Annotated in this window: 22 protein-coding genes and 1 riboswitch; of the genes, 5 read left to right on the plus strand and 17 right to left on the minus strand. The window is 37.3% G+C overall.

The genetic code is table 11. The features are described 5' to 3' along the window. Window positions 1-148: 148 nt before the first annotated feature. Window positions 149-595, minus strand: coding sequence for a MarR family transcriptional regulator (locus H0Z31_10125; protein MBO8177796.1), 447 nt, complete (start codon window positions 593-595; stop codon window positions 149-151). Window positions 596-744: 149 nt separating this feature from the next. Continuing rightward, window positions 745-2,319, minus strand: coding sequence for a bifunctional metallophosphatase/5'-nucleotidase (locus tag H0Z31_10130; protein MBO8177797.1), 1,575 nt, complete (start codon window positions 2,317-2,319; stop codon window positions 745-747). 190 nt (window positions 2,320-2,509) lie between these two features. Here H0Z31_10130 and H0Z31_10135 point away from each other — a divergent pair, with 190 nt between their 5' ends. After that, window positions 2,510-3,988 carry a two-component sensor histidine kinase gene (locus tag H0Z31_10135; protein ID MBO8177798.1) on the plus strand — a complete coding sequence of 493 codons (1,479 nt, stop codon included), beginning with the start codon at window positions 2,510-2,512 and terminating at the stop codon, window positions 3,986-3,988. Between the two features lie 58 nt (window positions 3,989-4,046). Here H0Z31_10135 and H0Z31_10140 read toward each other — a convergent pair whose 3' ends face one another. After that, window positions 4,047-4,205, minus strand: a complete 159-nt coding sequence (locus H0Z31_10140; GenBank protein MBO8177799.1) for an aspartyl-phosphate phosphatase Spo0E family protein — start codon at window positions 4,203-4,205, stop codon at window positions 4,047-4,049. Window positions 4,206-4,433: 228 nt separating this feature from the next. Between H0Z31_10140 and fosB the strand changes: the two genes are divergently transcribed. Then, a complete protein-coding gene (gene fosB, locus H0Z31_10145; GenBank protein ID MBO8177800.1) occupies window positions 4,434-4,856 on the plus strand; it encodes a metallothiol transferase FosB in 423 nt (140 codons plus the stop codon). A 73-nt stretch (window positions 4,857-4,929) separates the two neighbouring features. On the opposite strand, the gene H0Z31_10150 is transcribed toward fosB, so the two are convergent. The 5 genes from H0Z31_10150 to H0Z31_10170 all read right to left on the minus strand — a co-directional run bounded on the left by H0Z31_10150 (window position 4,930) and on the right by H0Z31_10170 (window position 9,872). Continuing rightward, entirely contained in the window at window positions 4,930-5,463 is a 534-nt protein-coding gene (locus H0Z31_10150) for a cupin domain-containing protein (protein MBO8177801.1), read from the minus strand. Window positions 5,464-5,779: 316 nt separating this feature from the next. Next, window positions 5,780-6,427 carry a methylthioribulose 1-phosphate dehydratase gene (locus H0Z31_10155; protein MBO8177802.1) on the minus strand — a complete coding sequence of 216 codons (648 nt, stop codon included), beginning with the start codon at window positions 6,425-6,427 and terminating at the stop codon, window positions 5,780-5,782. Next, window positions 6,424-7,086, minus strand: coding sequence for a 2-hydroxy-3-keto-5-methylthiopentenyl-1-phosphate phosphatase (locus H0Z31_10160; GenBank protein MBO8177803.1), 663 nt, complete (start codon window positions 7,084-7,086; stop codon window positions 6,424-6,426). Before H0Z31_10160 ends, H0Z31_10155 begins: the two co-directional genes overlap by 4 nt. Then, window positions 7,083-8,312, minus strand: a complete 1,230-nt coding sequence (locus tag H0Z31_10165; protein ID MBO8177804.1) for a 2,3-diketo-5-methylthiopentyl-1-phosphate enolase — start codon at window positions 8,310-8,312, stop codon at window positions 7,083-7,085. Before H0Z31_10165 ends, H0Z31_10160 begins: the two co-directional genes overlap by 4 nt. Window positions 8,313-8,384: 72 nt before the next feature. Beyond that, window positions 8,385-8,532: riboswitch (SAM riboswitch) on the minus strand. A gap of 98 nt (window positions 8,533-8,630) precedes the next feature. After that, on the minus strand, window positions 8,631-9,872 hold the full coding sequence (locus H0Z31_10170; protein ID MBO8177805.1) for a pyridoxal phosphate-dependent aminotransferase: 1,242 nt from the start codon (window positions 9,870-9,872) through the stop codon (window positions 8,631-8,633). Between the two features lie 106 nt (window positions 9,873-9,978). Between H0Z31_10170 and H0Z31_10175 the strand changes: the two genes are divergently transcribed. Next, window positions 9,979-10,761: a carbon-nitrogen family hydrolase gene (locus tag H0Z31_10175; protein ID MBO8177806.1), complete on the plus strand. Its 783-nt coding sequence runs from the start codon at window positions 9,979-9,981 to the stop codon at window positions 10,759-10,761. Between the two features lie 46 nt (window positions 10,762-10,807). Here H0Z31_10175 and H0Z31_10180 read toward each other — a convergent pair whose 3' ends face one another. The 3 genes from H0Z31_10180 to H0Z31_10190 form a co-directional block, all read right to left on the minus strand. Continuing rightward, window positions 10,808-11,386 carry a metalloregulator ArsR/SmtB family transcription factor gene (locus H0Z31_10180; GenBank protein MBO8177807.1) on the minus strand — a complete coding sequence of 193 codons (579 nt, stop codon included), beginning with the start codon at window positions 11,384-11,386 and terminating at the stop codon, window positions 10,808-10,810. Window positions 11,387-11,504: 118 nt separating this feature from the next. Then, window positions 11,505-11,984 carry a methylated-DNA--[protein]-cysteine S-methyltransferase gene (locus H0Z31_10185; protein MBO8177808.1) on the minus strand — a complete coding sequence of 160 codons (480 nt, stop codon included), beginning with the start codon at window positions 11,982-11,984 and terminating at the stop codon, window positions 11,505-11,507. A 12-nt stretch (window positions 11,985-11,996) separates the two neighbouring features. Next, a complete protein-coding gene (locus H0Z31_10190; protein MBO8177809.1) occupies window positions 11,997-14,174 on the minus strand; it encodes a PAS domain S-box protein in 2,178 nt (725 codons plus the stop codon). Window positions 14,175-14,608: 434 nt separating this feature from the next. On the opposite strand from H0Z31_10190, the gene H0Z31_10195 reads away from it, so the two are divergent. Next, window positions 14,609-16,366, plus strand: coding sequence for a B12-binding domain-containing radical SAM protein (locus H0Z31_10195; GenBank protein ID MBO8177810.1), 1,758 nt, complete (start codon window positions 14,609-14,611; stop codon window positions 16,364-16,366). Between the two features lie 41 nt (window positions 16,367-16,407). On the opposite strand, the gene H0Z31_10200 is transcribed toward H0Z31_10195, so the two are convergent. The 3 genes from H0Z31_10200 to H0Z31_10210 form a co-directional block, all read right to left on the minus strand. Beyond that, window positions 16,408-16,560, minus strand: coding sequence for a hypothetical protein (locus H0Z31_10200; protein ID MBO8177811.1), 153 nt, complete (start codon window positions 16,558-16,560; stop codon window positions 16,408-16,410). Further along, a complete protein-coding gene (locus tag H0Z31_10205; GenBank protein ID MBO8177812.1) occupies window positions 16,550-16,714 on the minus strand; it encodes a hypothetical protein in 165 nt (54 codons plus the stop codon). The genes H0Z31_10200 and H0Z31_10205 overlap by 11 nt, the downstream gene beginning before the upstream one ends. A 107-nt stretch (window positions 16,715-16,821) precedes the next feature. Further along, window positions 16,822-18,177, minus strand: a complete 1,356-nt coding sequence (locus H0Z31_10210) for a TrkH family potassium uptake protein (GenBank protein MBO8177813.1) — start codon at window positions 18,175-18,177, stop codon at window positions 16,822-16,824. Between the two features lie 458 nt (window positions 18,178-18,635). On the opposite strand from H0Z31_10210, the gene H0Z31_10215 reads away from it, so the two are divergent. Continuing rightward, complete coding sequence (locus H0Z31_10215; protein MBO8177814.1) at window positions 18,636-18,836, plus strand: alpha/beta-type small acid-soluble spore protein; 201 nt, start codon at window positions 18,636-18,638, stop codon at window positions 18,834-18,836. Between the two features lie 20 nt (window positions 18,837-18,856). Here H0Z31_10215 and H0Z31_10220 read toward each other — a convergent pair whose 3' ends face one another. From H0Z31_10220 to H0Z31_10230, 3 genes are all read right to left on the minus strand, one after another. After that, on the minus strand, window positions 18,857-19,972 hold the full coding sequence (locus H0Z31_10220) for an anti-sigma factor domain-containing protein (protein MBO8177815.1): 1,116 nt from the start codon (window positions 19,970-19,972) through the stop codon (window positions 18,857-18,859). Next, on the minus strand, window positions 19,969-20,718 hold the full coding sequence (gene sigI / locus H0Z31_10225) for an RNA polymerase sigma factor SigI (protein ID MBO8177816.1): 750 nt from the start codon (window positions 20,716-20,718) through the stop codon (window positions 19,969-19,971). Before sigI ends, H0Z31_10220 begins: the two co-directional genes overlap by 4 nt. Before the next feature lie 113 nt (window positions 20,719-20,831). Continuing rightward, entirely contained in the window at window positions 20,832-22,001 is a 1,170-nt protein-coding gene (locus tag H0Z31_10230) for a hypothetical protein (protein MBO8177817.1), read from the minus strand. Window positions 22,002-22,056 lie beyond the last annotated feature (55 nt).

Consider the following 22,056-nt stretch of genomic DNA (forward strand, 5'->3'; position numbering starts at 1 on the left):
GATTGCTCATAAAAAATCGTCCTTTCTGGAATGTTGTGTGGTAACTTCATTTTACTAGAAAGGGCGATTTTTTTGTGTATTTTTTTAATAAATAAAAAATGAAGAGGGGCTCCAAAAAGTCAGTTACCCTGACTTTTTGGACAGCCCCTTACGAACGTTTGCTTGTTTCAATTCCTAATCGTTTTAATAAGCGAATCGCTTCATCTTTCTCTTCGTCCGTTAAAACAGACATCATTTGATGAATACGTTCTGCATGAGCTGGAAAAATATCCTCAATAAATTGCTTTCCTTTTTCGGTAATTTGACCATACGTTACACGACGGTCGTTCGGACAAGCTACCCGTTCTAAATAGCCTTTTTTCTCAAGCTTGTCTACGACATAGGTAATACTTCCGCTTGCGAGTAATATTTTTTCCCCAATTTGTTGCAATGGTTGATGTCCTTTATGATAGAGAAGCTCTAACACTGCAAATTCGGTTGGATTTAATCCATTTTGCTGGATATATTGGTTCGTGTAGTCTGTTACAGACCGAAATGCACGTGAAAGCACAATGTACAGTTTGAGTGATTTTTGAATGTTTTCGTTTAATTCCATATTTTCACCCATTTTCATCCGATCGTTATTTAGTAGAGCCATAAACATTAAGACCCTTCAACGTGTACTTTGTTTGAAAACGAAATTCTCAAATTCTAAATTATTATAAAGAACTGTCTAAGTCCTGTCAATATACACAATCTTCACTGTCACCACACGACTTTCCAATTGTTGTTAACGGTCGCCTCTACTTCTTTATGTTCCATAAAGTATTCGATGAGAAGCTCGGTTACATCGAGTTGCACTTCTTTGATGCGCTCTTTTCCTTCGAACATATGATAATTTCCACCACCACTCGCCCGATAATTATTCATTACAACATCATATTCCTTGTCCATTTGCAACGGTGCTCCATTGATCGTCAACGACTCAATCCGCTCCCCAATCGGACGTGAAATATTGATCACATACTCAATCCCTTCCCACATATCGTAATAATAATGTTGTGGTTTTGGGTAAGAAAAGTGTCTACTTACCTCAATGCTTCCATCTTCATTTAACACGAAATATGATGCTGACTTCTCTAATGCTTCTTTTATATCTTTCCCAGTCACTCGTAGAACGACTAATGTGTTCGGATAAATATAATTAGAGATGATATCATTCACTTTGACATTCGCTGGTAACCCTTTTCCTTTTTCTGTAAATAAAGCTGTGCACGAAATATTTACCCCTGTTGCTTCCATTTGAACTTTATTAATGAACTCAATGTATGGGTGTTCTTTCAATCGTACATCGAATGGATTAGATATTCGCATATCCCCTATCACTTTTCCAATCGATTCGTTTAACCAACGATTTGTTTCCTCTTGATAATATTTTATTAATTGCAAGCATTGCTGGTCCTCTTTTACGTGTTTAACTGAATAAATATTCGCTGATTTTTGGTGAATGTGCCATTCGTGATGAATTTTATTAAATGTAACAGATACTTCTCCAAGTAAACGACCGTTCGATCCTGCTTGAATGACCGTTACACCATTGACTTCTCCAACAAGTTCTCGATGCTGATGCCCCGTTAATAAAACATCAATCCCATCAACTGATTGACACATGGCGTACGCTTGATTTTCCCCCGTATCTCGTTCCAATCGTTCCCCAGTATGAATATCACGTTCAAACCCGCCATGATAGGCCACTACCATGAGATCAGGTTGTTCAATTTCATGGATATATTGCACCCATCTTTTCGTTGACTCCACTGCATCTTCAAACGCTAACGATTCGATATGTTCTGTGCGCTCCCATTGGGGAATAAGCTTTGTTGTCACTCCTAATACCGCAACTTTAATACCTGACGGAAATTCTTTAACAATATATGGTGTACCAAAGTACGTTTCTTTCGTCCGATGGTGCACGATATTCGCAGAAAGCCATGGAAAATTGGACTGACTAATAGCTTGATTAATAATCGCTTTTCCATAATTAAATTCGTGGTTTCCTATTATAGCTGCATCATACTGCAATTCATTTAAAAGTAAAACCATTGGATTCGGTTTGTTTTTCAACCGTTTAGCAAAATAATACGTTAAAGGTGTTCCTTGGATTAAGTCACCGTTATCGATCGTTAATACATTTTCTGCTTTTAATTGAATAGATTTTAAAAGTGTCGCCACTTTACTGAGACCGAAGCAGCTCTCTCCGTTCGTAGAAGTAAGTACATGTCCGTGTATATCACTCGTAAAAAGAATGGTTACGGTCGTTTCCGATTTAGAATAGATCATTTTTCCCCTCCAAATGCAATTGTGGTCCATAATTATTTTGCTATTGATATCATCTGTTAAACGTTTTTTTCATTTTATTTACGAATTAAACAGGTTCAATACCTATCTTTTTACTGTAAATGAAATTATTACAATGGTATGATATAGTTGTTCTTGAAAAATATTCATATTTTAGTAGAGGGAAAGACAGATGAAAAAATGGATGAAACCATTTCTTTATTATCTCATTCTAGTATTACTTCCAACGTGTATCTTTCTTTTTTTTTACTGGGATTACCGATATGATGTTGAAAAAGGGAAACAATGGGAACATGCCAAATGGGTCGCTTCTATTCATAAAAACCAAATCGACCAATTTATCGGAGAAACCGAAGCTAGTTTAGAAATATTATCATTAACCATTAATCCAATAGATGGTAATAAGGAGGAAATTCAGGCAACGTTAGAGCAAGCGGCGGAAAAGGATCCACGATACGGGGGGCTCCTTGTTGTGGATCCAAATGGAACCGTTCTCAGAAGTACAACCCACGAAAATGCGTTTGTTACATATCAGAATAAGGAGTACTTTCAAACATTGCTTAAAACAAAAAGAACCGTTGTTTCCCCACAACCTGAATATTTTCCAAAAGGACAATTAGTTTTTGCTGTTGCGGCTCCGATCATACAATCCAACAACGTCATTGGTGCGGTAATCGCTCATATACGAATTGACTATCTCCAAAATATTATAAACATCTTAACTCCTGAGGAAGATGTTCAAATTGTTTATCATAACAACCAAATCATTCACACAAGCGCAAAGGAAACAGTTGTGTCGATTGTGCTCGAGAATATACCTTGGCAAATTGTTGTGGAATCGGAGCTATCATTATCCGATGTGAACAAATCAACCATTTTTTATGGTTTGTGCGTGTTTACTTGTTTACATATCCTCTACTTAATCAGTCAAAACATTTATATTAAGCGACAAGCTCAAAAGGAACGGATCCAAAATGAAGCTCAAAAACTGGAGCTTATCGGTACATTAGCTGCTAGCACAGCCCATGAAATTCGTAATCCGTTAACAGGTATTCAAGGTCTTGTACAGCTGTTAAGCGAAAAATATCGAGATCCGCAAGATCAATTTTATTTTTCGGTCATTCATAAAGAAATTGATCGAATCAATCAAATTGTGAGTGAATTTTTAATATTAGGAAAACCGACCATTCAAAAGGTAGAGACGATCGATTTAAGAAAGATTATTACTGATATCAATCCAATTATTCGCTCTGAAGCTAATCTATATAACATCATATACAACTTTAAAATGCCTGCTGAACATGTTCTGGTTAAATGTACAAAAGATCAAATGAAACAAGTTATTTTAAATATTACCCGAAATGCCTTTGAAGCGATGGATGCCGGTGGGACGCTAAACTTAGAATTGGAGAAATGGAGTGACCATTGCACGATTACGATTCAAGATAGTGGTGTCGGTATACCGAAAGACCAGCTCGATAAAATTTTTGAACCATTTTTTACATCAAAAGAATGTGGAACAGGGCTTGGGTTAGTGGTTTGTAAACGGATTATCCAATCGTTCAATGGGGTCATTTCTATTGAAAGTGAAGTAGGGCGAGGAACGATAGTGACAATTTCACTCCCTCTAGAGAAATCTAAAAATGACTAAAAGGAGCCTTTTGTTAGCTCCTTTTTTATTACATATGAATGGTCTTATTGACTAACTATTAAGCACTATTTTTCTTTTTTATCCGTTGTTTTAAGGAAGAAAAATAATATTCATTTAACAGTTGATCCAGCTCTTGACTGCACTGAATCGTGAGGTCATTAGTAAATCCATATTTAATTCCTAACTCAATCATTTCTTTTCGCTTCTCGTAAATCATTAATTGGTATGATTGATGTTTGGTATGTGCTATCACTTTTCTTTCCCTCACTTTTGATTATCGTATGAACCTCCTTGTACATGGATTATTACAATAATTTCATTAGATGTAAATAGTTTCGCAAAATAAGACAAAACTTTACGAAAAGCGATATAACGAACACCTATTACCTAACAAAATCCGACATCATACCTCTTACATCTTTGCTATGGTTATGTTGAAAGGAGGATGAAGATGTATCCTATCAATCATATTTGTATTTCCGTTTCCAATCTTGAACAATCCATCCTGTTTTATGAGCAAGTGTTTCAAGCAAAGCTGCTTGTGAAAGGGCGACAAACAGCGTATTTCGATGTAAAGGGGAAATGGTTGGCACTCAATGAACAACCCGATATTTCACGAGAAGAGATTTACCAATCGTATACCCATATTGCCTTCTCTATTAATCTAGAAGAATTAGAAAAAGTGAGAAACCGTTTAAATCAATTAGGTGTTCAACTCGAACCAGGAAGAAAACGTCATCCTCGGGATCGCAAATCCATCTATTTTCGTGATCCTGATGGATATCTATATGAATTCCATACAGGTACATTGAAAGAACGGCTCGAGTATTACCGTGATGAAAAGCCGCATATGACATTTTTTGAGTAGGGTCGTTAAAAATGGGGTGTTTACCGGAACAAAATAATAGCTCCCCTTCTAAAAGAAGAGGAGCTATTTCCGGTTATGCTTGTACATTTTCCTTTTCATAAATCGGGACCCAACCTTCTTCAGTGACAAAAATACGTACCGCTACAACTTGACGGTCTTCCGCTAACGTAAAGTAGTGACGGACATTTTCTGGAACGGAAATTAAATCCCCTGGTTCCAAATGTACTTCAAAAAAGTGACCATCCTTCCCTTGAATCGCAAAAATTCCGTGGCCGCTTACAATAAATCGCACTTCATCGTCCGTATGATGGTGTTCTTTTTTAAAGTTTTCTAACAGCTGCTCTAAATTTGGAGTATCTTTCGACAAAGAAATGACATCATACGCTTTGTAGCCACGACGTTTGGAAATATCATCAATTTCCTGTTTAAAAACTTGAAGAATTTCTTCTTTTTCTTCATCTGTTAAGTAAAACTTATCCTTCAACGCTTTCGGTAGCTTTTCAATATTCCATCGTTCATAAATGACTCCTTGCTGTTCCAAGTAATCTCGTACTTTTTCCTCCTCTTTGATCCATTCTTGGTCTACTTTTTTAAAAATTTGCGCCATTCTTTCATACCTCCTAGAAATTATTTTAATTTTAAAATTGGCTATGTTATATGTCATTGTTGATATTTAGCAAGTTATTTACATGAAGCAAAAGGCGGCGACTTCAGCGGGAACAAGAAGCCGCAAGACCCATACTTGAGCGTAGCGAGGGAAGCGGCTTGCACCTTGCCCGCGGAAAACGTCCGCCACAAGCGAAATGGATAAATATCAACAGTATCATTTAACAGACATTCATGCCAATTGCCATTGGCACATCGATGAATAATAACAGCAAAAGTTATCCACAGTTATTTTAGGGTAGAGCCTTAAAATTAAATTAAAGAGCTAATTTAGAAGAAGCAAAAGAAACGTTCGAGCGAACTTGGTGTAACGCTAATTGATATTGAAACAAAAACTCGCAAGCTTCTAATATTTTTTTTGCTTCAAACCCATTTTTGCCCCAAGTGGTAATCCCGTGATTACGAATTAACACCGCACCTTTATCTGCTGATACGTGTTGACTAAATTCTTTCGCAAGCCTTTTTAGATCGGCATAATTATAAATAATCGGAATGGTTAACACGGCGTCTTCTTCCCACATGTCAAACGCTTTAATTAATTCTTGGCCGCTAAAAGAAATATGACCTTGATTTCCGTATAATTCGGAAATCACATTGTTAGCGATGGTGTGCACGTGCAAACTGCATCCAGCCTTTGTTTTCCGATAAATCTCGCAATGAATCAACGTTTCTGCTGATGGACGTAAATGCGTTTTTTCGACCGCTTTTCCAAATTCATTGACGAGTAAAAAGTCTTCATCGGTCCGCTTGCGCTTATCTTTACCGCTTGCTGTTACATAAAATAAGAGAGGGTCATCCGTCACTTTGATAGACAAATTTCCACTTGTCCCCATAAACCAATCCCGTTCCGCTAATTCATCTTTGATATCAGCTAACTCGTTCCATTTTTCTTGAAAGATGGTCATATGTTCACCTCCAACAACTGTTCAATAACATAAATACAATCAAAGAAATTTTCAAACGGGGCATGAGGAAGCTCATGCTCTCTACATTTTTCTAACAATAATCCTCTCGCTAAAACAAAATCGGCTAATTGGGCAGCTTTCCAATCGGTTATGGAATCGCCAATAACTACTCTGTAGGTTGAATTTTGACTAATGGAACGAATAAGGGACGGTTTACAACAACCGCACCCACCTAAACAATCGTCATCACATGGATACGGCCACTCAATTCGAATCGTATCTCCAGTAAAATTTCCTCGATTGCAATAAATGTTGGTAATCCCTTTATAAGGGGACAGTAACGGATTCACGAAAAAGTCGATACCTCCGCTTACAACATAGAAGGGAATATCACGTTTGTTGGTAAAGCGAACAAATTCAGCAAACCCTTCACGAATCGTAGCTTTTTCTAACAAATATTGAACAATGTCCTCTTTTAGTGACGTCGGAAGAAGGGAAAACATTTTTCCAACTCCTTCTTGTATGGACATTTGTTCGGATAGCACCGCGTTTTTTAACGATTCCCAAGAAGAAGGGGCAAATTGTTCCATGAGGGAGATTATGTTGTCCTGTTCAGTAATCGTTCCATCAAAATCACAGAATATAGCTATAGAACTCATGATGATGTCACCTCCACTGTCCCCCAAAGGGATAACGCTTCTTGCAATTCTGGATGCTCATTTGCTGCTTCCTGTAACGGCTTATTTTGCAAAACAGCCTCTATCGCTTGTCGAAACGCCCTTCCACCTCCTTGTGCTCCTTGTGGATGACCATGGATGCCACCACCTGCATTAATGACTTGATCATACCCAAAATCATGGATTAGAGCAGGTACCAAACCGGGATGAATCCCTGCCGATGGGACCGGGAATGTACGTTTATACACGTGATTTTTCACTAATTCATCTCTAATGTGGAGCGCTTCTTCTTTTTTGAGCGCAACCGAACCATATGGAGATGGAAAGAGGGAAAAATCTGCTCCGGCATAGCGCAACAACTTTCCAAGTAAAAGAGAATGGGACAAACCAAAAATGAGGGAAGAAGTCAATGCTCCGCTAAAAGCAGGATGTGCCATAATTGGGACGTTCACTTCATCGTCTTCAGTTAGCTGCTGTAAAATATCCAACCCATACGTAAATACATTGAATAACAACACATCTGCCCCTAATTCAGATGCACGTCTCGCCCGGTCAATGATGTCTTTTGTCCGACCAGAAAGATGAACCGCATACCACGTTCGATGTCCTGTTTCTTCATACACATGATTTAGCACCTTCTTCCCTTCAACAATCCGCTGTTCAAAAGGCGTAAGGTCATTTTGGAACAAAATTTCATCATCTTTTACTAAGTCCACACCACCAAGCGCTTGTTCTTTTAGTTGCGACAACAGGTATGGTAAGTCGCGGCCAATCACCCCTTTAAAAATGCTCATCACAAGTGGTCGATCCAATACTTGTAACCCCTCTCGAATTTTCTTGATTCCAAAACGCGGGCCTGGGAATGACGGAAATAATTCATCCGGAAACGATACATCCACTAATTTGATTTCTCCGTCTAATGAAAGCTTCCCAAACACAGTCGTTAAGATGGAAGGAAAATCGGTCGTAATATTAACGATAGGATACCCAATTCGGACATAACCAGTTACTTTTTCTGTCTCTCCTTTCTCAAGTCCAACTTCTTCCACTGAAAGAACTTCACCTTTGTGCTTTTTCAGTTGTTCTTTTTCAAGCAAAGGTAAATTCGTCCAAGAACCAACTGTCATACCAAGTGCAATCTGTTCGGCCTTTTTCAAAAACGAACCGGGCTTTCCCCTCATTTTGTAAGTAGCAATAAGATAGGACATCTTGCTCCTCCTTTTTCAAATCAAATAAAAAAACCTCTTCGATAAGAAGAGGTTGCATTTCTATCCACCATCTTCTTATCTCTCAGCATAACGCTGCAAGAATTAGCACCGTGCCTTGCGGATGTTACATCCGGCGCCTTAAGCGCCCCACCTCGCGATGGTATTACGGTCGGTTGCCGGGTTTCATCGGGCTCGTCCCTCCACCTACTCTTGATAAGAAATTCTTACGTATTCAATTTTCATATAATTTAAATTAATTCGAATTATGCCATCTCCTAGAAAAATTGTCAATATTTTTTTCACCAATTATCTTAATTGCTACGATTTAAATAAACGGAGTGCATCCATTCGTTCAATGGCTTCCACTAGTCGTTTTTCTTCTGCTAACAGTCCTACACGCACGTACCCTTCCCCATATTGTCCAAATCCAACTCCCGGAGCCACAGCGACATGAGCTTTTTCTAATAACAATTGGAAAAACTCCATAGAAGTATAGCCATTCGGCACATTCAGCCAGGCAAAAAAAGTGCCTTTCGGTTGAGTTACATTCCAGCCAATTTGATGAGCAGCTTCAATCAACGTATTTCTCCGTTTTTCGTACGTTTGTACCAGGTCTCTCACCGCCTGTTGGGAGGAAAGAAGCGCGTGGGCGGCAGCTTCTTGAATCGCACCGAAAAGACTCACATACATATGGTCTTGATATTGCTCAAGAGCTTGAATGACGGAGCGATTGCCAATTGCAAAAGCGACCCGCCAGCCAGCCATATTGTATGTTTTTGACAATGTATAAATTTCAATGCCAACTTCTTTCGCCCCTTCTGCCTGTAAAAAGCTAATCGGCTTTTGTCCATCAAAGCCGATCGCTCCATATGCGAAGTCGTGCACAACACAAATTCGATGCTTTTCCGCTAAGCGTACCGTTTCTTCAAAAAAGCTGAGATCAGCGGTCGCCCCTGTTGGATTGTTCGGATAGTTTAAAAACATGAGTTTTGCTTTTTCAAGTACATGAGGATTTATAAAATCAAATTCCGGTAGAAATTGAGACTCTTCCCGAAGAGGCATCAACTCGTAAGATGCTCTGGCCATCGCTAGTCCAGATAAATAGTCTGGATACCCGGGGTCCGGAAGAAGGGCAATATCGCCAGGGTTTAATAGACAAATAGGTAATTGAACGAGTCCAGCTTTCCCTCCAAAAAGAACAGCCACCTCATGTTTCGGATCGATCTTTACCCCATATTCTTGTTTGTAAAAGGTCGCCACTGCTTCTTTCAAATAATCAAATCCTCGAAAAGGTGCATATTTATGATTCAATGGATTTTGAACCGCTTCTTGCATTTTTTCGACGATATGCGCTGGAGTGGGTAAATCAGGATTCCCTTGGCCTAAATTTATGACATCATGCCCTTGGGCAACATTTGCGCTTACTTGTTTCACTAAATTAGCGAAAAATTGCTTCGGTAATTGTTGGATTATTTGTGATGGTTCATAAATAGTCAAATTTTCCACCTTCTTCACATTCCATTCGCTATTTTTAATCAAGGTAACTCTTTTGCTTTTCATTTCTAGTGAAACATGATATAACGATTGTTAAGAAATGTAAAGAACAAAAATTTATTATTTTTATACTTTTTAAACATACTTGAAGAAAATATGAGGAGGACAGAAAGTGAACTATCGACTTGCTTTATTCCAAATGGATATCCAATTTGGAAAACCAGAAGAAAATATAAAAAAATTGCAAGAAAGTCTCCCTGTAATCGTCGAACAAGGCTGTGATATATTGGTTTTACCAGAACTTTGGACAACAGGTTACGATCTTTCGAGATTGCGAAATATTGTTCAAGAAGAAGGTGCAGATGTCCGGCAAATGATTCAACAGTTAGCAAAAACATATGGTATTCATATCATTGCAGGTTCGATTCCTTTTAAAAAAGGGGAAACGATTTCAAACACGCTGCTTGTCGTCAATCGAGATGGGGAAGAAGTGAAGCATTATAGTAAACTACATCTCTTTCAACTGATGGACGAACATAAATTTTTAACGAGTGGAGATACAGACGGTCTGTTTTCTTTAGATGGGGAGACATTTGCTGGGGTCATTTGTTATGACATTCGCTTTCCTGAATGGATTCGAAAACATGTATTACTTGGAGCAAAAGCAATCTTTGTCGTAGCAGAGTGGCCTTTACCACGACTGGACCATTGGCGTACCTTACTTCAAGCACGAGCGATTGAAAACCAATGTTTTGTGATTGCTTGCAACCGGGCAGGCAATGATTCTGCTAATACGTTTGCTGGCCATTCCATGATTGTCAATCCGTGGGGAGAAGTGATTGTTGAAGCAAGCGAAATAGAACAATGCATCTATGGAACGATTGAACTAGATGATGTAGAACGCATTCGTCAAAAAATTCCGGTATTCCAAGACCGGCGTCCGGAATTTTATTAATTATAAGATCGGCTGACGTTTCTATTTGAAAGTCAGCCTTCTTCACTTATTCAATTGTTGCCCACATTTCTTTTGGATTCAATTCGTAAATACCATTTTCCCGATACATGTAATGATTAATGATGAACTCACGACGAATGGTCGCATAGTCTTCATGAAACCTCTTAATATACTCATTAATTTCTTTTTCCTCGTACTTTCTTCCTATTTCCAGTCCTCGAATGATGTGTTCAAACACGATTAATTTCTTCTTTCGCTGCGCTGGAATAGCCTTTAATTTCCCTTCTGGTGTAAAGAAATTTTGAATAACTTTTTGCTTTTCCAATTCAAGTGACGTCATATCTCTTTCCTCCTTTTGTTTGGCTAACTGGAGGAGCGCCATTCCGTGGTGCGACAGGACGGAACGGTTTAAATGGTAATAAATCGTGTTTTTATCTCTTCGTTGGAATACTAAATTCACTTCTTTGAGCTTTTGCAGATGATGCGTAATTGTTGGTGCCGTTAAACCTAATTTACCGGCAATCGCCTGACCATGTAGCGGACCATTGGCCAACAATGTAACAATTCGAATGCGTGTCGCGTCCCCGATTGCTTTAAAAAAAGCAATAGATTTACCTAGCTGCATAACACCCCTCCTATTTCGATATATATCTAATTTGACAAATATCTAATTAGATGATAATAAAAATTATTTTAATTGTAAATATTTTTCAGAAATGTTCAAGAAATAAAAAGAAAGAGGCTTACTTTAAAGCCCCTTCCAACTGTAACAATATTCGTTTTTTCTCCACTTCTTTTCCGGCGTAACCGGTTAAAGCACCATTTTTTCCAATAACTCGGTGACATGGAACGATAATCGGCAACCGATTTTTTCGATTTGCTTGGCCGACGGCTCGGACAGCTTTTTCATTTCCAATCATTTTGGCAATGTCCTTGTAACTTCGTGTTTCTCCATAAGGAATCGCTTGTAACGCTTCCCACACTTTTTGTTGAAAAGGGGTCCCTTCGAAATGTATGGGGAGCTGGAACTGTACAAGTTTCCCTTGAAAGTATAAATCTAATTGACAAAAGGCTTCCTGAATGATTGAATGGGACGGTTCATATATCGCCTCTTCCAACAGTTCCTTCTCTTTACCAAAAGTAATATCAGTTACTTGATGGTCGTTGACAAAGATGTATAATTCCCCAATCGGACTTGTCATTGTTGCATAATATCGGCTCATACGAAAAACTCCTTACATTGTTCCTGAATACGGTAAATATATGTGGAACGTTGTGCCTTTTCCCACTTCGCTTTCGACTTCTACTTTTCCATTATGCTCTTTAATAATTTTATAACTAACCATTAACCCAAGACCAGTCCCTCGATCTTTCGTCGTATAAAAAGGTTCTCCTAATCGTTTGATTTTATCTTCTGGTATGCCGACACCTTCGTCTTTAATGGATACTTTTAAGTAACCGTTTTGGTCATCGTTAATTGTAATTGTAATCGTTCCACCTTTAGGCATTACTTCAATCGCATTTTTAATAATATTGATAAACACCTGCTTTAATTGATTCGGTTCACTATAGACTTGTGGTAAATTTTTTGGAAAAGAATATGAAAACTGAACATTGTGCATCATTGCTTGTGCATTTAATAGATCAATCGTATCTTTCATAATTTTCGTGACGTCGGCATGAACAAATTGAACCGCTTGAGGCTTCGCTAAAATTAAGAATTCTGTGATAATCGTTTCAATTCGCTTTAATTCTGAAGTAATCACATCAAAATACATCGAATGATCATCGTTCATCTTATTTTGAAGTAATTGAATAAACCCCTTTAAAGCCGTCATCGGATTTCGAATTTCGTGGGCAATACCGGCAGCAAGCTCTCCAACAACTGTTAACGTATCTGATTTTCTTAATTGCTCTTGCATTTCAAGTTTTTCGGTGACATCGCGAATAACCGTATAGTTTAAATTCAACATGACATTTTTTTTCGATGATATCTCTAAATGACGCGTCTCGTTTTTGGATAACTTAAACGATAATAACATATCCGCCTGGCCGTTTTTTTCTAGCTCCACTTGGTAATGCTCGAATTTTTTCTTTTGCTTCGTACTTTTCGATAACCATTCTTGCAAATTTTCCCCGATCAGTTGTTCTTTTTCTTTTTGAAAAATGCGACAAATTTCAGGGTTAACATCGACAATTTGAAACTGTTGGTCCCATAATATCATTCCGTCATTTGAACCTTCAAATATTTTTCGAAACCTCGCTTCACTTTCTCGCAATTCTTGCTCCATTCGATAACGTTCACTAACGTTACGAAAAATCGTCATATTGTAGCCATCAACGGAATGCATTTTCGATGTAAATTCTAAATGTTTTCTTTGACCGTTCGGCATTAAAAACAACAATTCATCACGAATAGCTCCCTTTTCGTAAAACTCTTTTTGGATGGCCGCGTATTGTTCATCTTTCTGTTCTACATAATCCCATAGTTTCTTTCCGATTAATTCGTCTAAAGGAGTTTCAAATATACGAGAGGCAGATTCATTTGCTTTAATGATGCTCCCATCATGGTCCCAAAACACAATTGCATCAATGGCTTCTTCAAATAGATCTTTAAACAATTCCTCACTTCTCTTCAATGTTAATTCAATTTGTCGCTTTTCCGTAATATCACGTAAAATGGCCATATGAAACTTGTTGTCAACAATCGGACTTGCCGAATATTCAAAAATGGACATCCCTTTGGAATGGATAACAGGAATTTCCCCCCATGATTTTTGACGTTTTTTTAATGCTAGTTTAACTTTATTTAACCGTTGATGAAATGGTCGTGGAATGTACTTTTCTAATTTTTGGTGAATCAGGTCTTCTTTTGGGACTCCAAATATACGGCAAAAAATCGGATTGGCATCGATAATTTTTCCATGATGATCGAAAATGAGAATCGCGTCAGCTGCCTGCTCAAACATTCCTGTAAACAAATTGCGATTCAATAGCCCGATTTCTTCTAATTGTTTATTAAAGGAAATATCGCGTATGAAAAATAAATAGATAGAAGGATTAAACTTCACCGCTTTAATTTTTACGTATTTAATCGTTCCGTCTTGGCCTACATATTGCGCTTCTGTCTCAGCTTTATGATTTAAACTAAGGGAATCTTTAAATTGGTGCTTGAAAACAATAGACGGAAATTGAAACAGTCGAAAAAAATTTTTTCCTTTCCAATTCGCTTCTTCCAATTGGAATAATGTAGAAAATGTTCGATTTCCGGATTGAATAGAAAATTCTTCATTGGTGGATATAATTGCTTCAAAAGTTTCATCTATCATTAATTGAAAAAAGGCAAGTTCTTGTTCTTTAGAACAAACTCCTGTATTGTGCATCATACTATCGAAGAAAGAATGTTTAATCAAAACTTTCTCTCCTTTCTTATCATACGAATTCTCCGTTTACTACTGGAATGATTTGTAGAACTAATGGAAACAAATGATAAATGGGAGATGATGTTTTCATCTAACTCTACTCATTTATATATTCAACTTGCTAGACACGGCATAGGAACTTTTCACATTTGGATAGATGAATGGAATAGGAAAGAGAAATCTAGTGAATTCATCCGAGGAAGTGGAATGAACTAGAAAAGAATGTTTTAACTACTGGTCCTATTCACTGCAAATAGAAGTACAAAAACCGTTTCACATACAATATTCGTAAAAAACCTTCAGATTCCTGCTGTATATTTGGAAGAAAATCCTTGTCTGAAGTCATACATTGTACTTTTTCTTTCCGTTCGATACAATAAAATGATGGAATAACGCATGAATGAACTAAAGGAGATTATGTCGGTATGAAAGTGGTACTTAGTACACTGAACGCAAAATATATTCATATGAACATTGCCATTCGCTATTTGAAAGCATATGCCCAACCAGATTACGAGATCGAAATTGCCGAGTATACGATTAAAGACCCAGCGATGAATATTGTTTCCGATTTATTTTCTAAGTCTCCCGATTTGATTGGATTTAGTTGTTATATTTGGAATATCGAAGAGACAATCAAAGTTATTAAAATGTTAAAAAAAGTGAATCCAAACTTGATCATCGTCCTTGGTGGGCCTGAAGTTTCTTACGATGTTCCGGAATGGTTAGAAAGACTTCCGGAAGTTGATTTTATCGTCATTGGCGAAGGGGAAGCTACTTTTAAACAATTATTGGATGAACTTCATGGCGAAAGAAACTTTGAGCAAGTGCCAGGTCTCGCCTACAGGAAAAAGGGAAAACCGGTAATTCAACCGCAAACGAATAAACTCGACTTACGGCAAATGCCATCCCCGTTTCGATTTAAAGAAGACATTCCGCATTTATCTAAACGGGTGGTCTACATCGAAACGAGCCGTGGTTGCCCATTTCGTTGCCAATTTTGTTTATCCTCAATCGAAGTAGGAGTCCGCTACTTTGACCGGGAAAAAATTAAAGAAGACTTACGGTATTTAATGAAAAACGGTGCGAAAACGATCAAATTTGTCGACCGAACCTTTAACATTAGCCGAAGCTATGCAATGGAAATGTTTCAATTTTTAATTGACGAACACGTCCCAGGAACCGTGTTTCAATTTGAGATTACGGCTGATATTATGCGCCCAGAGGTGATCGAGTTTTTAAACGAACATGCACCGCCTGGCCTATTCCGCTTTGAAATTGGTGTTCAATCGACGAACGACTTAACAAACGAACTGGTTATGCGCAAACAAAATTTTGAAAAGCTGGCTCGAACCGTTACGATGGTCAAAGAAGGTGGAAAAATTGCTCAACATCTTGACTTAATTGCCGGTCTTCCTGAAGAAGATTATGAATCGTTTAAGAAGACTTTTAACGATGTGTTTGCGCTTCGCCCGGAAGAACTGCAATTGGGCTTTTTAAAAATGCTTCGCGGGACAGGCCTACGTATTCGTGCGAACGAACACGATTATGTATATATGGACCACGCCCCGTATGAAATATTAAAAAATAATGTGTTAAGTTTTAAAGACATCATCCGGATTAAGCAAGTAGAAGATGTTCTTGAAAAGTATTGGAACGACCATCGGATGGATGAAACGATCGAATTTTTAGTATCAAAAGGTTTTGCTACACCGTTTGACTTTTTCCAACAGTTTGGTACGTATTGGGATGAACAAGGCTGGGCCCGAATTGGCCATCAACGGGAAGATTTATTTAAGCGTCTACATCAGTTCTTATCTGATAATCAATTTAACCAGCTAAATATTGTCGAAGGTTTAATGAAATACGATTATTTAGTTAACTCACGCTTCCGGCCTCGTAAGCCTTGGTGGGAAAAGACTTCTGCTTCGGACCAACGATCACAAGTGTATAAACAAATTGCCGAACACCCTGAACTACTCGGGGAAAAATTCGTTCAATTTGAACTGACAGAAAAAGATTTACACAAACATACGATTTTGGAAGAAATTCCGTTTGACTTAGCCCACTATTTAAATTCGAAAGAAATCATTCTAGAACCGTCCATCCTGCTTGTTTATTATGACCCATCAACCGGACAAGCCGAAGCGTTTACAAGTCAACATACCTATCTTTCCTTATAAAATAAAGGGAACTTCCAATAGTCGGAGGTTCCCTTTACCTTTTACTCTTTATTATCAACATTTTTTTTCGTATCTTGTTTATTTTTCCTTTTTTCTTGTTGAAGAAACAGTTCATATTGTTTTACTGCATTTATATCCCCAAATTCAATTCCAAATTCTTCTCTACTTGATGTTGAGGACTTTCTATTCCTCATGTCCTGCCCTTCCCTTGTTTGAATTGCGATTCGCTCCTTTGGCTGGAGATTCACCAAGAGCAAATTCAGCAGAAAATTCTGTTTCCTGTAAATTTTTGTTTGGCGTTTTATTATGTTTTTCAGCTGCGTCAAACTGAGCTTTTCGCTTCGTCATATTCTCTACTCCTTTACTAATAAAATCATTTATAGTTTTTTCATTCGCAGGCTCTTCATACGGAAAAAGCAGTCACTTCCTGAAACAGGAAATCACTGCTTCATATGTTATCCAATAATGATTCTTTCTTTTGGATAATGGTAATGAACTTTTTTCTCTTTCCCTCCGATCATGAACATGAAGGATAATATTCCTACTCTACCAATAAACATCAAAGTCATTATTACCCACTTACCTGTAGTGGAAAGGTCTTGAGTAATCCCCATTGATAATCCTGTTGTCCCGAAGGCTGAGGTTACTTCGAAAATGATAGCTACTAACGAATGATTCTCGGTAATCGATAAAATAATGACGGAAATGGCACATAAAATCATAGCTAGTAACGTAACAGCTAACGATTTTAAGATGTCGTTCTCATGAATTTCTCGCTTAAAAATTTTAATATGGCGATTGCCTCTTGCAAAGTGAAATAAAAATAGCAGATTAAGCGCAAACGTCGTTGTTCGGATTCCCCCTCCGACTGAACTTGGGGATGCCCCAATAAACATTAATCCACTCAGTAACAATTGAGTCGCCTCAGTTAGTTGATTCATATCCACTGTTGCTAAGCCACTGCTTTTCGTAGTCACAGATTGAAACAACGCATAAAAAAGTGCTTCATGCCATACTTTATCCGCAAAGAATGCCTTATATTCGAACAAATAAATAAGGACTGTCCCCAGTATAAATAAAACGAAGTAAATAAGGGTCGTTAGCTTTGTATACAGTGAAAAATGATATTTGCCATTTTTGTGACGATTCATTAAAAAGTCTTTTGTTTCAATTAACACAGGAAAGCCTATTGAACCTAAAATAATTAAAATAATCGTGACAAATTGGACAAAATAATCGTTCGCAAACGGAATTAACGATGCACCTGTAATATCAAATCCGGCATTCGTCGTGGCACTTACGGAGGCGAACAAACCATGCAAGAAGGCTTCTTTCCATGTTGAAAAATAATTCCTGAAATGAAGACCTAAAATGAGAGCTCCAATCAATTCAATTAAAATAATTATGTAAAAAATTTGTTGTAATAAATGAACGAGCCCTGATAATCGAATTTGGTTTTGATCGGTCATAATTAATCGACGTTCACGAAAGCCTATCCTCTTCCCTAACAAAAGCCAAAAAAGCGTACCGAGAGTCATTATTCCGACTCCACCAAATTGCAGGACAAACATTAAAATAAATACACCTGTTGTATTAAACGTATCAGCAACCGAAATGGTTGATAAGCCTGTGACGCTTACAGCACTAACTGCTGTAAATAATGCGTCTAAAAAAGTCCACTCCACTCCCTCTTTATGGGCAAACGGTAAACTAAGGAGACCCATGGATACAGTAATTGCTAACAAGTAATAGGATACGATAAGTTGTGCCGGTGTTAATTGTCTAAATCGTAAATGGAGACTTTTCCACATCTCTACTTCCCTTTCAATTGTATTCATTTCTTTATCTTAATGAAAAAACACCCACTTGAAAAGGGCTCAATTAAAACCATTATGAAACATGCGTGTCGAACGTAAAGCGATGTATCAAGGTAATGTATTTAGTGATTGGTATCAAGAATAATGCGATAAAATTCCACAAAAAAGCCCATGACTACCAATTCAATTACACAATCAGCTGATTCCTAAAGTAGGATACGTAGGGACATTCTGAGACATTTCAAGCCAATTAAATATTCAGCTGGTATATCCTTCCATTCTCCTTTACGTCATTACGATTATGTTGACCAATTGATGAGGATTTTAACGCTTTGGAAGATATGTTTTGGTTTCTTCACAAAGAATTACCAATCATGTGAACCGTATTTTTCCCCATACTACTAATAAGAGTGATACGATCATTCTTATATCAAGTAAAGGAGTGTCAATTAATGACAAGTCGAAATAAATTATTAGTTCCTGGTGTGGAACAATATCTAGATCAAGTGAAGTATGAAATTGCCCAAGAATTTGGTGTACAACTCGGCTCAGATACCGTATCAAGAGCGAACGGATCAGTCGGTGGGGAAATTACGAAACGATTAGTGAAGCAAGCTCAATCGCAACTTTCCGGTCAATACCCGCAACAATAAAAATAAAGCTGACAAAAGGGTTAATCTCCCTTCTTGTCAGCTGTTTCTATGTTTTCCTTTTGTTCTTTTTTGTCTTCTTGGCTTTCATTCTCTACTTTGTCATGCTTGCTTTTTAGCTTTATCTTTTCATTCATTTCTTTTTTATCTAGTCTTTGTAGCCTCTTCTGTTCTCTCTTCTCTTGTCTCTCTAGTCTCTTTTGTTCTCTTTTCTCTTGTCTCTCTAATCTCTTCTGCTCTCTTTTCTCTTGTCTCTCTAATCTCTTTTGTTCTCTTTTCTCTTGTCTATTTATTGTCTTTTGTTCTTTTTTTTCAATTTTTTCTTTCCAACGCTCTTCTTTTTGCTTCCAGTCGTTTTTCGGTGTATTGTTCTTTACTTCATGCTTTAGAGTAGGTTGAATTTCTTGCTGAATTTCTATTTGTTTCCCTTTTTCTTTATTTGGTTCTATTAATTTTTCTTTCACAAATGAATTAGCACGATTAGAAGCAGGTAATTGAGTTTCTTTTTTTTCAACTACATATGTTGTAGGGCTTACCCCTTTTTGCACCGCTTCTTCACGTTCTTCTTTTGTAATTTGGACAATTTCAATCGGTGTTGTTGCATTTTGTTTGACTTGTTCTAATTTTTGATTTAAGTCGAGCAAAACATTTTCGTCTTTAGCAACAATAACCGATCCAACAATCACTTCTTGATTCGTCGTTAAAAATCCAAGTTCTTCGCTTTCTTCAATAATTTTTTTCGAAACTTCCAACACATCTTTATGTTTCCAATCATGAATGCGACTCAATACCGTCGAACCATCATTGTTATATGCGATTACATCAACAACTTCTAATGAGCCATTAAGTGCTAGTTCAATACTAGGATTTATGTCAATCGTTACATAAGCGTACACTTTTTGACTGGAAAAAGAGGAAAAGGCCATTACTGAAAACACGAGCATTAGGAGGGCTACAATCGGTGCCAATATTTGTACAGTAGGAAGTGAAAATCCCCATTTTTTCTCCTCATAGGGAGTAAACAAAACTTCCTTCCCAACAACATGATCAAATTCTCTCTTTCCTTTAACAAACTCCCCTGTAGGAGTTAAAACGACTATGTATTGATCTTTTAAATCTACGATGATTCCCTTTTTCATCCATCCATCCGCCCTTTTATATATTCCAATAAATACACATAATCACCCGATAAAATAAGTGCGATTGCGATAATATATTTCCTATTTCTTTCAATCGTTTTCCGACTGACGCTAACAAGTTGCTCTAATTCTTTAATTGGCAGACGTTGATGTTGAAACAAGTAATTTTTCAGATTTTCATGGGCCATTAATGTTTTTGCAACTTGAATCGCATTCATGCGGGCATCTTCATGTTTTGGTGAATTTTTTACTAAATCATCAAAAGTAAGCCCGAAACGGAGAAGATCTTGCTGGTATCGCAAAATTTCTTCCCTACGAATTTCAATTTCGCGATTTTTTTCGAATTCTTCGATCGATAATCGATCGACAAGTGTCGAAGGAGCTTGTTCATCTTGCTCTTCTTTTCCGTTTATTTCTAAATGTAATGGCTGATGCTTCCCATGTTTTCGTAAATAGTCAATGACTTTTCGTTTCACAATAACTTCAGCGAAGCTTAATAGCGACGCACCTTTTGTATGCTCATACTTTTGAATGGCCTCATGGAAGGCGATGAGGCCGATGCTAAACTCATCATCACTTTCATTAATATATCGTTTACATACTTTTGAAACCGCTTTCTTTACAAAAGGTTTGTAATCAGAAAGCAATTGATTTAATAATTCATCATTTCCATTTTGAATTTCTACTGCTATTTCCTCTAGCGTTTTCTTTTTCTTTTTCTTTTTGAACAACAATAAACTTAGCATCAGCCTCACCTCACTTCCAAATGCCATTGTATCATGAATTCACAAAGGTTTGGCAATAAAGATAGCCGTATTTTTTTACGGCTATCTTTTGATGCTAAATATTTGTTGTTCTATTATTCACGCTCATCCTTTTGGTCGTCGTCATCATGTTCATCCTTTTCATGTTTTTCCCGTTTCTTTTCTTTCATTATTTCATGCTTTTCATGTTTTTTATGTTTTTCGTGCTTTTCGTGTTTTTCGTCATGTCGTTTTTCCTTCTCACGATGCTTTTCATTTACTTTCTCTATTACTTCTTCTTTTTTCTCTTTTACTTTCACTTTTACTTCTTCTTTCATTTTTGCTTTTCCAGTCTCTTTCTCCGCTTTCTTTTCTTTTTCAGTTGAGACGATTGCGTTGGTTGTTCCTTCTACTTGTTCAGTTACGTCCTTAGTTTCTACTTTTTCTTGAACTGTGTCAGTAGCTACCGTTTGTTCTTCAGTAGGATTTTCAACAGCTGTTGGTGTTTCATTTACGTCAGATTGAACTTCTTTCACATCGATATCAATATCAATAATATACCCATATTTTTTATACATTTTTTGGTATGTTTTCAAAATATTTTTTTGTAAAGCTTCTTTTGCTTTTGGATTTTTCACTTTTTCCATTGCAAGGGTTAAAGCGATAATGTTGTTTCGCATCACTTGATCATATGTATCTTCTACCTCTTCAGCTGAAGATGCATCATCTGAATCTTCTTTCTCTTGAACCTCATCTATTGTAGTTGTATCATCTTCTGACTCGTCTTCATTTTCTTCAACGGTGTCGTCTGTTGCTTCGGAATCAACATCTTCTTCTACGTCTTCCTCGTTGACCATGCTTTCAGATTCTTTAAGTAAATCCATCGCAACTTGGAGTGATTCTAATGCCGCTTCTTCATTCCCTTCGCTCATTAACTTTTCAGCTTCAGCTAGCCGTTCAAAAGCAAATTTTGCGATTAATTCTGCTTCCTTCTCTTGATCAAACGTAAGAGCTAGTTGAATTTTTTCTAGAGCGATTTTAACAAAATAGAAGAAATCTCCTGGGACTAAATCTGGATTCGAAGTTTCTAATTGATCTTTTACGTCAGCCGCATCCTCCATCATTTTTGATATGTCAATCGTTTCAAAATTATCGAAGCTTTCATTTTGTTGACCATCATTCGCTAAAGTTGTTCCGTTTCCTTCTGCTTGTACAAGAACATTGGAAATAGCAAATGTTCCCGCAACAACAAGAGCTAATGAAGATTTTTTCCATAACGATTTCATGATTTATACCACCTCAACATTAGATTTTGCGGCCGCATTCACTTATACGTTACGG

It is taken from the genome of Bacillus sp. (in: firmicutes), from assembly GCA_017656295.1.
GTDB lineage: Bacteria > Bacillota > Bacilli > Bacillales > JACDOC01 > JACDOC01.